Below are 12,989 nucleotides of genomic sequence, written 5' to 3'. Positions count from 1 at the left end.
GTACTGGGCGGAATTCGCTCCGCCTCCGAGAAATTCACGAGGACGGTTCGGCTAGTGGACGACGATAGGCGACTTCGGTCGGTGCCGACCGAACCTACGGCGGTGCGGATTCGCCAACTCACCGCGCGAGCGGGACGTGCGGGATATCGGCTCGAACGCGCTTCCAGGGTGCCCTACGACTGGATGCTCATCGACGCCGAAGACGATACGACCATCTACTCGGCCGCTGACCTCGATCAGATCGAGCGGTGGCTCGACGAGTAATGCTTTCAGAAATGTGACCTAAGTCACATCAATCTGGTCGGGCCGCAACATCGATCCTCGGAGACCGATACACAGCTGTGACGTCTGCGTCCGCTGGGCGGAGGCGTCACAGCGCATGGCTTATATGATGACTCGGACTGGTTTGACCCCCGGGCGCACGACGCTTTTGGCGGGGTCGGGGGCAGGTCTTAGCTCGACCCGAGAGGTGATTGCACCCGAATGGAAACTGCTCGTCGTTCCGCCCGAGGTAGTCGCCGACGTAGGTCGGGCAGCCCGCTGTTGGCTCAGCTGCTCACGGCCGCGGTGGAGTCCGCGGCCACCTCGGTCGCCCTGCGGTTCAACCCCACCGGTGATCCCGCGGATCAGCGTGAACTCACCTATCGCGAACTCGATGCCCGCTCGTCCCAGGTCGCGCGCGAGCTGATCGATCGCGGGATCGGCGCGGGCGATTACGTGGCGATGGGCATTACCCGTTCGGTCGAATCGATCGTCGCGCTGTGGGCCATCGCGAAGACCGGTGCGGCGTATGTGCCGGTCGATCCGAATTATCCGGCGGAGCGGATCCAGCACATCGTCACCGATTCGGGTGCCGCACACGGCCTGACCACCTCGGCGCATCGCGCCAAGCTCGGCACCTCGGCCTATTGGATCGAGTTGGATGATCCGGTGGTTGCCGAGCGCATCGCCGCACGGCCCGATCATCCGGTCTCCTACGCCGATCGGGTGCGGGTGGTCAACGAGAACCATCCGGCTTATGTCATCTACACATCGGGTTCCACCGGTAAGCCGAAGGGTGTCGCGGTCACACACACCGGTCTGGCCGGGCTGGCGGCGATCGGCGAGCACTACATGATCGACGCGGATTCCTGCGTCTCACACCTGAGCTCGCCAAGTTTCGACTTCTCGATGATGGAGACGCTGTTCACCTTCTCGGTGGGCGCGACGCTGGTCATCGCGCCGCCGACGGTATTCGGCGGTATCGAACTCGCGGATCTGCTGCGCCGGGAACAGGTCAGCCATCTGCTGATCACCCCGGGTGCGCTGGAATCGCTCGATCCCGCCGATCTCGATGACGTGCAGGTCGTGGTGGCGGGCGGGGATCGGCTGCCAGCGGAATTGGCGGCGCGCTGGGTGGATAGCGGCCGCGCGGTATTCAATGCGTACGGGCCGAGCGAGGCGACCGTCATGGTCACCACCACCGAGGCCATCGCGCCTGGTGAGCCCGTCACCATCGGCACCGCCATCGCGGGCGTCGGCGCCTTCATCCTCGACGCGCGGTTGCGGCCGGTGCCCGCAGGTGTCGTCGGTGAGCTCTACGTCTCGGGTGCGGTGCTCGCCCAGGGCTACCTCGGTAGACCGGAGCTGACCGCGGAACGCTTCGTGGCCAGCCCGTTCGGCGCGGAGGTCGACAATCCGGGTGCGCGCCTGTACCGAACCGGAGATCTGGTGCGGCGCACCGAAACCGGCCAGCTGGAGTACCTCGGGCGGTCCGACTTCCAGGTCAAGATCCGTGGTCTGCGGATCGAACTCGGCGAGATCGATAGCGCGCTCAGCACACATCCGGATGTCGCCTTCGCGGCCACACTGGGCAAGACGCTCCCTTCGGGCACGACATCGCTGGTCGCGTATGTGCTGCCGCGTGACGGCGCCACTCTCGACACCGGTCAGCTGGCGGCGCATATCGGAGAATCGTTGCCGGACTACATGATTCCGGCCGCCATCATGGTGTTGGACGAGATTCCGCTGACCCCGGTCGGCAAGCTGGACCGGGCGGCACTGCCCGAACCGGTCTTCGCCGCACGTCAGTTCCGTGCTCCGGCAACGCCGGTCGAGGAGATCGTCGCCGACGTCTTCGCGGCACTGCTGCTCGGTGCCGATACCGACGCACGCGTCGGCGTCGATGACGACTTCTTCGAACTCGGCGGCAATTCGCTGCTGGCCACCCAGGCCGCCGCGCGCATCGGTTTCGCACTCGGTCTCCGAGTGCCGGTGCAGCTGATCTTCGAGGCCTCGAAGGTTTCGGTACTGGCCCAGCGTGTCGAGCAGCACGCGGGTTCGGCGGTCGGCCGCGCACTCACGGCGCAGGTCCGGCCCGATCGGATTCCGCTGTCGTATGCGCAGCAGCGGATGTGGTTCCTGAACCGTTTCGATCCGGCCAGCGCGGTCAACAATATTCCGCTGGCGGTGCGGCTGACCGGGCGACTGGATGTCGAGGCACTGCGCGCTGCGGCGCGCGACCTGACCGAGCGGCACGAGGTGCTGCGCACCATCTACCCGGATATCGATGGTGAGGGCTTCCAGGTCGTCCTGCCGGTGAGCGATGCCCGCGCCGTGCCGGAAATTCCGGTGACTACCGCTGTGACACAGGAACTTTCGGATCTGATCAGGTCCGAAGTACTGGGCGGATTCGATGTGACGGTCGCGCCGCCGGTGCGCCTGCGGCTGCTCCAGCTCGGCGAATCCGAGTATGTGCTGGTATGCGTGGTGCACCACATCACGGCGGACGGTTTTTCGCTCGGCCCGCTGGCCCGCGATCTGATGGCGGCGTACTCCGATCACGTGCGCGGCGGCCGACCCGAATGGCCGCCGCTGGCGGTGCAATACGCCGACTACACCATCTGGCAGCGCGAAACCCTCGGCAGTGAGTTCGATCCGGAATCGGTGTTCGCGCAGCAGATCGAATTCTGGCGCGACGAATTGGCCGCGCTGCCGGAACAATTGGATCTGCCCGCGGATCGGCCGCGCCCCACCGCGGCATCCAACAACGGCGCCGTCGTCGCCTTCGATATCGATGCCGAGATCCACGGCCGACTCGATCGACTTGCGCACGAACACAATTCGACGCTGTTCATGGTCGTGCACGCCGCGCTCGCGGTACTGCTCGCCAGGCTGTCGGGCACCCGCGATATCGCGATCGGCACCCCGGTAGCGGGTCGCGGTGAGGCGGCGCTGGACGATCTGATCGGCATGTTCGTCAACACCCTGGTGCTGCGGACCGAGATCGATCCCGCCATGACCTTCGACGACCTGCTGCGTGCCGTGCGCAAGGTCGATGTCGCGGCCTTCGGCCACGCCGATGTGCCGTTCGAGCGGTTGGTCGAGCTGCTCGATCCGGTGCGCTCGGCCGCGCGGCATCCGCTGTTCCAGGTGATGCTGGTCTTCCAGAATCTGGCACGCACCGAACTGGAGTTGCCGGGCCTGACGGTCGCGGGCGTGGAGCACGGGGTGTCGCTGGCCAAGTTCGACCTGCAACTCGAGATCGCGGAGAAGCCTGCGGCGCAGGGTATGTCGGCGACCTTCACCTACGCCACCGACCTCTTCGACGCCGCCACCGTGCAGGACTTCGCCGATCGCTTCCTGCGGGTGCTTTCGGCGGTGGCCGCCGACTCCGATGCGGTGCTCGGCGATATCGATCTACTCGCTCCAGGTGAGCGCGATCTGGTTCTGCACGAATGGAATTCGGCCGGAGCCACCGTGCCGGATGTGACGCTGCTCGATCTCATCCAGACGCAGGCGCGCCGCCGTCCGGACGCGATCGCGGTCCGATTCGGCGATACCGCACTGAGTTTCGGTGAATTGCAGCGGCGCGCGAACCAGGTGGCGCGGGCGCTGATGGCGCGCGGCGCGGGACCGGAGGCGCTGGTCGCCGTTGCCGTCGGACGGTCCGAGCAGCTGCCTGTCGCGCTGCTCGGTGTGCTCACCGCCGGTGCCGGATATCTGCCGATCGACATCACCTATCCGACGCAGCGACTCGAGTTCATGCTCACCGACGCGCAGCCGACCTGTGTGCTGACCACGTACGATCTGCTGGGCGACATTCCATCGACGGATGTCCCGGTGGTGCTGCTCGACGAAACCGCGGGCTTCGGCGAATCGCCGATCACCGATATCGAGCGCACCTCTCGGCTGCGTCCGGACAACCTGGCCTACGTCATCTACACCTCTGGCTCCACGGGTGTCCCGAAGGGCGTCAGCGTTTCCCATCGCAATGTGGTGGAGCTGTTCGCCAACACCCAGTTGATGTTCGAATTCGACGAGACCGATGTGTGGACGCTGTTCCACTCCTTCGCCTTCGACTTCTCGGTGTGGGAACTGTGGTGTGCGCTCGCCAACGGCGGCACCGTGGTCGTGATCGACTACCTGACCTCTCGCTCGCCGGAACAGTTCCGCGACTTGCTGATTCGCGAACAGGTCACGGTGCTGAACCAGACGCCGTCGGCCTTCTACCAGCTCGCCGAAGCCGATCGCGCCTCACATGCCGCAGATCAAGGCAAATTCGCGCTGCGCTACATCGTATTCGGTGGTGAGGCACTGGATCTGCGGCAGTTGCGGCGCTGGTACGAGCGGCACGCCTTCGATACGCCGTGGCTGGTCAATATGTACGGCATCACCGAAACCACGGTGCACGTATCGTTCCTGGCACTGGATGAGCAGCTCGCCGAGAATCCGGCCAGTGCCATCGGCCGTGCGCTGCCCGGCCTGGAGAGCTATGTGCTCGACGACCGGCTGCATCCGGCTCCGGTCGGGGTTGCGGGCGAAATCTATGTCAGCGGTGGCCAGTTGTCCCGCGGTTACCTCGGTCGGCCCGCGCTGGCGGCGACCCGTTTCGTGGCGAATCCATTCGGGGCGCCGGGATCTCGCATGTATCGGACCGGTGATCTCGGTCGCTGGGCCGGTTTCGCGGGCCATGCGAATCTCGAATACGCCGGGCGCAGCGATCAGCAGGTGCAGTTGCGCGGGTTCCGGATCGAACTCGGTGAGATCGAGTCGGCACTGCTCGCCCAGGCTTCGGTCAGCCAGGCCGTCGTGCTGGTGCGCTCGGATGAGCATGCCGGTGACCGCTTGGTCGGATACGTTGTGGCCGAGGCGAATGCACAGGCTCATGGCGCGGACCTGCGCGCCATGATCGCCGAATTCCTGCCGAGTTATATGGTTCCGGACGCGATCGTCGTGCTGGACGCACTGCCACTGACCCCGAACGGCAAACTGGACCGAAAGGCACTGCCCGCACCGGAATTCGTCAGCAGCGCCACCTACCGTGCCCCGCAGACACCCATCGAGCAGGCCGTCGCCGGGGTATTCGCCGGACTGCTCGGCGTCCGCGATGTCGGTCTGGACGACGATTTCTTCGTTCTCGGCGGTAACTCGCTGCTGGCCACCAGGGCGGCCAGCCGGATCAACGAGGCGTTGGACGCGAATGTCTCGGTGCGCGAACTGTTCGAGGCATCGACCGTTTCGGCACTGGCCGGGCGCATCGTGCCCGGCTCCTCGACCGGAACCCGTGCCCCGCTGGTTGTCGCGGCACGCCCGGAACGGGTGCCGCTGTCGTTGGCGCAGCAGCGCATGTGGGTGCTCAATCAGTTCGATACCCGCTCGGCGGCCTACAACATCCCGCTCGGCATCGGCCTGACCGGTGCGCTCGATGTGCAGGCACTGCGCGATGCCATCGCCGATGTGCTCGAGCGGCACGAGGCGCTGCGCACCCGCTACCCGTCGACGGGACCGGGCGGGCTGCCGTACCAGGAGATCCTGCCGGTCGCCGAGGCCTGGCCGGGCGGTCTCGCGGTCGAGTCGAGCACCGATCCGATCGTCCGCATCACCGAGCTGATGTCGACCGGATTCGATGTGACCCGAGAGGTTCCGGTGCGCGGCGTGCTGCTGCGCGGGACACCGGAGCGTCATCTGCTCGCGATGGTGGTGCACCACATTTCCGCCGACGGCGCCTCGATGGCACCGCTGGCCCGTGACCTGATGCTCGCCTATGCCGCGCGCTGTGCCGGTGATGTCCCGACCTGGACGCCGCTCGAGGTGCAGTACGCCGACTTCGCGATCTGGCAGCGCGAGGTCATCGGCACCGATGACGACGAGAACTCCGTGGCCGCACAGCAATTGGCCTACTGGCGCGAGCAATTGGCCGGACTGTCCGGCGCGCTCGAGCTGCCGCTGGACCGACCGCGCCCCGCCGTGCCGTCCATGCGCGGTGCGTCGACGGCGTTCACGCTCTCACCCGAGGTGCACGCCGGGCTGATTCGTATTGCGCGGGAGCACAATTCGTCGCTGTTCATGGTTGTGCACGCGGTGCTCGCGGTGCTGTTGGCGCGGCTGTCCGGCAGTTCCGATATCACGATCGGCACCCCCATCGCGGGCCGCGGTGAGCGCGCGCTCGACGATCTGGTCGGCATGTTCGTCAATACCTTGGCGCTGCGCACCAGGACCGAATCGGGAACCACGTTCGACGCGCTGGTCGAACATGTTCGCGAGACCGACCTTTCGGCCTTCGGCAATGCCGATATCCCGTTCGAGCGGGTGGTCGAGGTGGTGCTGCCGAACCGGGCGACCTCGCACAACCCGCTGTTCCAGGTGGTGCTGTCCTTCGACAATCTCGAGCCGCCGAAGCTGGAACTGCCCGGTCTGACGGTCGCGGCACTGGATACCGGTGCGGTCGCGGCGAAGTTCGATCTGCAACTGACCGTCGAGCCGCGCCACGGCGCCGACGGCGCGCCGGGCGAGCTGGTCGCGGTATTCAATTACGCCACAGATCTTTTCGACGCGTCGACGGTGCAGGCATTCGGCCGCAGGCTGACCAGGATCTGCACCGCGGTCGTGGCGGACCCGCAGGTCAGCGTGGGCGATATCGATATTCTCGATGCCGACGAACGCGATCGCGCACTGGCCGCCCCGGAGAGCGCGCCGGAGCCCGCCGCCGACGGTGTGCCGGTCACCAGCGGCGCGGCGTTGACCCAGGCGCTGGCCGCCGCGGTGGAGGAGGATCCGGACGGGCCCGCGGTGGTCTTCGGCGAGGACGCGGTGTCCTTCCAAGATCTGGACGCGCGGTCTTCCCGACTGGCGCGGGTGCTGATCGCCCGCGGCTGCGGTCCGCGCACCGGTGTCGCGATCCGGCTGGATCGCGGTGTGGACGCGGTGGTCGCCACCTGGGCGGTGCTCAAGGCCGGTGCCGCATTGACCCCGGTGTCCGCCCTCGACGGACCGCTGCCCTTCGGCTTGGAGGTCAAGGTCGGACTGACCACCGGTGCCCGACCCGCTTATCGCGACAACATCGACTGGGTGGTCCTGGACGATCCGGACGTGCTCGCCGAGATCGCCGCGGAATCGCCGCGACCGGTGACCTACGCCAACCGGACCCAGGCGCTACGCGGCGAGGATCCGGCCTTCGTCGCCGGAGTTACCTTGTCCTACAACGATATTTCCGTCGCGACCAAGCGGCTGCGGGCGCGCACCGAACTCACCTTCGAGTCGCGGCTGTTCCGGCACGGCCGCGCGGATTCGGCGGCGGCGCTGCTGGCGGTGGTCGCGGCCGGGGAGAGCGGCGCGTCGGTGGTGGTGACCGCCGGTGATCTGGACGACGTAACGCTTGCGGCACTGTTGGCCGACGAATGGGTGACGCATCTGTTCATCGATCGGGCCGGACTCGGGCCGGTCGATGTGACGGGGCTGGAGGATCTGCACGCGGTGGTGCTGGATGACGGCGCGCCCGCGCCGGAATTCGGGGCCGTCTCGGTTGTGGTCGACCTCGGAACGCTATTGGGTGTCCAGGAACCGAGTTGATCTTCCACCCGGAGGTTCCTGCGGCCGGTGCTCGCACGGGCCGTTACCGGTGGCAACCGGTCCGGGTAGTGACGATGAGGGAGGGGAGGAAAGTTCCTATGCCGGGATACCGGTCGGTGGGACAGGATCGGGCGCGGACGCGCGGTATCGGAGGGGGGTCGTTCGCGTGACCCGGCCAGCCCGGGGCCGTCCGGTCCGGACCCGCCAGTCACGGGTACCGACGTTGCCGCAGCTGATGGGTGCGGCGGTCGAGGCGAATCCGGACGGTATCGCCGTCGTCTTCGCCGATGCCAGCGCGACACTCGGCCAGCTCAGCTACGCCGAACTGGATGATCGGTCCAGCCGGTTGGCTCGCTTGCTCATCGAACGCGGCGTTGGCCCGGAAGACCTTGTCGCCGTGGGCATTCCGCGGTCGCTGGAGTCGGTGGTCGCGGTGTGGGCGGTGGCCAAGACCGGTGCCGGGTTCGTACCGGTCGACCCGAATTACCCGGTCGAGCGCGTCGCGCATATGGTGACCGATTCCGGCGCGGTGCTCGGGCTCGCGGTCGCCGAGGTGGCGGCCGAGCTGCCGGATCGGGTCGAGTGGCTGGTCATCGATACGCCCGAATTCGCATTGCGCCTGGCGGAATACTCGGGCGAGGCCATCACCTATGCGGACCGGATCCGCGCGGTGCGGGTGGAGAACCCGGCCTATGTCATCTACACCTCCGGCTCCACCGGCAAGCCGAAGGGTGTGGTCGTCACGCAGGCCGGACTGTCCAGCTTCTGCGATGAACAGCGCGAGCGGTATCGCGTCACGAACCAGTCGCGCACACTGCATTTCGCGTCGCCGTCCTTCGATGCGTCGGTGCTGGAGCTGCTGCTCGCACTCGGTGGTGCGGCGACCATGGTGGTGGTCGCGCCGGAAATCTATGGCGGCGACGAATTGGCGGCGCTGCTGCGCAGGGAGCGGGTGACGCACGCGTTCATCACCCCGGCCGCGCTCGCCTCGGCCGATCCGGCGGGGCTCGACGATTTCCGGGTCGTCATCGCCGGTGGTGAGGCCTGTCCGCCGGATCTGGTGCGGCGCTGGGTATTACCGATCGCCGACGGGCGGACCCGCGAGTTCTTCAACGGCTACGGGCCGACCGAGACCACGATCATGACCAATATCAGCGCGCCGATGACGCCCGGTGCGGTGGTGACCATCGGCGGCCCGATCCGCGCCATTACCGAATATGTGCTCGATGACCGACTGAACCAGGTGCCAGGTGGCGTGGTCGGCGAACTGTACATCTCGGGTTCGCAGGTGGCGCGCGGCTATCACGATCGGCCCGCGCTGACCGCATCGCGTTTCGTGGCGAACCCGTTCGACCCCAGCGGTTCTCGGCTCTACGCCACCGGCGACCTGGTGCGCTGGACCACCGCCGGTGAGATCGAATATGTGGGCCGTAACGATTTTCAGGTGAAGATTCGCGGCTTCCGCATCGAACTCGGCGAGATCGATGCGGTGCTCGGCGCGCACGACAGTGTGGATTTCGTCGTCACCATCGGCCACAAACTCGACACCGGCGCAACGATTCTCGCGTCCTACGTGCATCCGGCGGGCGATGCCGTGGTCGATACCGATGAGCTGACCGCCTTCGCTGAACGCTCGCTGCCCGCGCATATGGTGCCGACCGTCATTACCGTGCTCGATACCATTCCGCTGACCCCGGTCGGCAAGCTGGATCGCCAGGCGCTGCCCGCACCGGTGCTGGAGACCAAGCAGTACCGGGAGCCGGAGACCGAAATCGAACAGATCATCGCCGAAGTGCTCGGCGAGGTGCTCGGTATCGAACGCATCGGTCTCGACGACGACTTCTTCGCACTCGGCGGCGACAGCATCACCTCGATCCAGGTGGTGTCGCGGGCCAGGGCGCGCGGGGTGATCTTCACGCCCCGAGACGTTTTCGAAACGCGCACAGTCGCGGCTCTCGCGCCGCTCGCCACCCAGGGGGCACCGGTCGAGACCGGTGCGCAGGGTCCGCTGGTCGAGCTGTCCGAGGCCGATCACGACCGGCTGGCGAGGCAATACCCGAAGCTGGCCGAGGTGTGGCCGCTGACCCCGCTGCAGTCGGGCATGCTGTTCCACGCGCAGTTGGCCGAGTCTTCGTTCGATGCGTATATGACCCAGTTCATGGTCGATCTCGGCGGCGATGTCGATGCCGAGCGACTACGCGCGGCGGCTGTTGCCGTGGTGGGTCGGCATGTGAACCTGCGGGTGGCCTTTGCCGAGGACGGTGCGGGCAATCCGGTGCAGGTCGTGCTCGACGAGGTCGAAGTGCCTTGGCGTGCGGTCGATCTCACCGATCGTGCCGATGCCGCCGCCGAGTTGCGGCGGATCATGGCCGCGGAGCTGGCCGACCATTTCGATATGCGGCGCGCGCCGCTGCTGCGGTTCACCCTGATCCGCACCACGGCCGAGGCGTATCACCTGCTGGTCACCAGCCACCACATCCTCATCGATGGCTGGTCGATGCCGCTGCTGACCCAGGATCTGCTGACGCTCTATGTGCTCGGTGGTGACGCGAGCCAGTTGCCGCAGGCCCGCTCCTACCGTGACTATCTGGCCTGGCTCGGCGCACAGGATCACTCTGCCGCGCGCAAGGCTTGGCGCGAGGTGCTGGACGGTATTACCGAGCCGACACCGCTGGTTTCGGTCGATCCCTCTCGCCGAATCGCCGCAGGCGTGGGCGAAGTCGCTTTCGAACTGTCCGAGGCGGAGACCAAGGCGCTGAGCCGGTTGGCCGCCGATGCCGGGGTGACCGTCAATACCGTCATCCAGGCCGCCTGGGGACTGTTGATCGGCCGGAGTGTGGATCGCGACGATGTCGTCTTCGGCGCCACCGTTTCCGGGCGGCCGCCGCAGCTCGACGGCATCGAGACCATGGTCGGGTTGTTCCTCAATGCGATTCCGGTCCGGGTGCGCCTGGATGCGAACGACACGCTCGCCGGATTGCTTCGGCAGTTGCAGTCCGAACAGGCGGCGCTGCTGGACCACCACTACCTCGGACTGAGCGAAATACAGGAAATCGTCGGCGTGGAAGGGCTTTTCGACACCCTGGTGGTGTTCGAATCGTTCCCCGTCGACGAACAGGCGCTGTCCGTGGCGGCAGGTGCGCTCGATGGCATGAGCATCGACGGCGCGGTCGCGGTGAACGGCACGCACTACCCGGTCACCGTGGTGACCGTGCCGGGCGCGCGCATGCACTTCACCTTGAAATACCTGCGTGATGTCTTCGACGAGTCGGCGGCACAGGCGCTGGCCCAACGCTTCTCGACACTGATCGGCCGATTCCTCAGCGATCCGTTCGCCGAGCTCGCCGAGGTCGATGCGCTTACCGATGCCGATCGCGGCGTACTGGACGCGGTCAATGCGACCGAAGTGGCCGAGCTGCTCGATGATTCGACACTGCTGACGCTATTCGACGCACAGGTCGCCCGCACGCCGGACGCACCCGCGGTGATCTACCGCGATACCACGCTGAGCTATCGCGAACTCGATGCGCGTGCACGGGACCTCGCACGGGACCTGGTCCGTCGTGGTGTCGGCCCGGAATCGCTGGTGGCGGTCGCTATGCGGCGCAGTATCGAGATGGTCGTCGCGATCTTCGGCGTGCTGCGCGCCGGTGGTGCGTATGTGCCGATCGATCCCGATCATCCGGCCGAGCGCAGTGAATATGTGCTGTCCAGCGCGGCTCCGGTATGTGTTTTGACCACCACCGGGACCGGCGTCGACACCGACGCACCGCTGGTCTTTGTGGAGCGACCTGTTCGTTCTGTGGCTGACGCCTCGAACTTCGACGACCTGCCGACCGGCTCCATCGCGACGCTGCTGCCCGACAACACCGCCTATGTCATCTACACCTCCGGCTCGACCGGTCGGCCCAAGGGCGTGGCGATCACCCACCGGCAGATGGCGAACCAATTCCGTTGGGCACAGCGGACCTATCCGCACGGTCCCGGCGATGTGGTCCTGCACAAGACGCCGATCACCTTCGATATCTCCACCTGGGAACTGTTCTGGACCTTGCAGACCGGTGCCGCGGTGGTCATCGCCGAACCGGACGGGCATCGCGACCCCGCCTATCTTGCTCGGATAATCGACGAATTCTCCATCAACACGGTGCATTTCGTGCCATCGATGCTCGACGCGTTCCTCGATGGCGCGCCCGCCGGGCAGGACGCGTACCCGTCGTTGCGGCGGGTCTTCGCCGCCGGTGAGGCGCTGTCCGCGGACACCGCCGCGCGGTTCAGTACGTTTCTGCCGAACGCGGAACTGTTCAACTGGTACGGCCCCGCCGAGGCCACCGTCGTCACCGCCTGTCCGGCCGAAGCCGACGGGCGCGTCGCGATTCCGATCGGCGCCGTGGTCGCCAACACCCGGGTGCGTGTCCTCGACCGGCAGTTGCGGCCGGTTCCGGTCGGCGCGATCGGCGAGTTGTATGTGGCCGGTGTGCAATTGGCGCGTGGCTATCTGAACGCACCTGCTCTGACCGCCGAACGGTTCGTCGCGCACGCCGATGGTACGCGGCTGTATCGCACCGGCGATGTGGTGCGTTGGGTGCCGGGGCGCGATGGCGAATTCGCCCTGGAATACCTGGGGCGCAGCGACTTCCAGGTCAAGCTGCGCGGGCAGCGCGTCGAACTCGGTGAGATCGAGACGGTGCTGCTCGGTTCGGACGCCGTGCAGCGCGCGGCCGTCGCGCTGGTCACGGGAAGCACTGGTGATCGGCTGGTCGCGTATGTGGTGGCCGCGCCCGGTGCGCAGATCGATGACGATGCCCTGCTCGAGCACGCGCGCGCGGCGCTGCCGTCGTATATGGTCCCGTCCGCGATCGTGCATCTGGATGCCTTGCCGCTCAACGCAAGCGGGAAACTCGACCGCAAGGCGCTGCCCGCACCGGAGTTCATCGGACGGCCCTACCGGGAGCCGTCGACAGCGCTGGAACGTACCGTCGCCGAGGTATTCGCCGATGTGCTCGACGTCGAACGCGTGGGTGCGGACGACGACTTCTTCGACCTGGGTGGCAATTCGTTGATCGCCACCCGCGTTGTTGCCCGGCTGGGTGCGGCCATCGGGAGCCGCGTCCCGGTGCGCGCCGTCTTCGAGTCGCCGACGGTGGCGGCGCTGGCCG

The 12,989-nt window shown here is 66.7% G+C and carries 3 protein-coding genes; all 3 read left to right on the top strand.

Going from position 1 to position 12,989, the window contains the following annotated elements; genetic code table 11:
* Nucleotides 1–264 (top strand): hypothetical protein (locus NA5_RS07605; RefSeq protein WP_218020065.1); only part of this gene is annotated, 264 nt, incomplete at its 5' end.
* Nucleotides 265–483: 219 nt separating this feature from the next.
* A complete protein-coding gene (locus NA5_RS07600; RefSeq protein ID WP_062983386.1) occupies nt 484–7,830 on the top strand; it encodes a non-ribosomal peptide synthetase in 7,347 nt (2,448 codons plus the stop codon).
* Between the two features lie 166 nt (nt 7,831–7,996).
* The coding region (locus NA5_RS07595; RefSeq protein WP_245672135.1) for a non-ribosomal peptide synthetase at nt 7,997–12,989 on the top strand (4,993 nt) is incomplete at its 3' end.

The organism is Nocardia anaemiae NBRC 100462 (assembly GCF_001612725.1).
In the GTDB taxonomy this organism is placed as follows: Bacteria; Actinomycetota; Actinomycetes; order Mycobacteriales; family Mycobacteriaceae; genus Nocardia; species Nocardia anaemiae.
The sequence above is the reverse complement of the archived record's forward strand: the minus strand, read 5'-3'. Positions and strand labels throughout refer to the sequence as shown.

Excerpts from the sequence above, each read along its gene's own strand:
- NA5_RS07600 (WP_062983386.1), top strand. The coding sequence starts at position 484 with ATGGAAACTGCTCGTCGTTCCGCCCGAGGTAGTCGCCGACGTAGGTCG.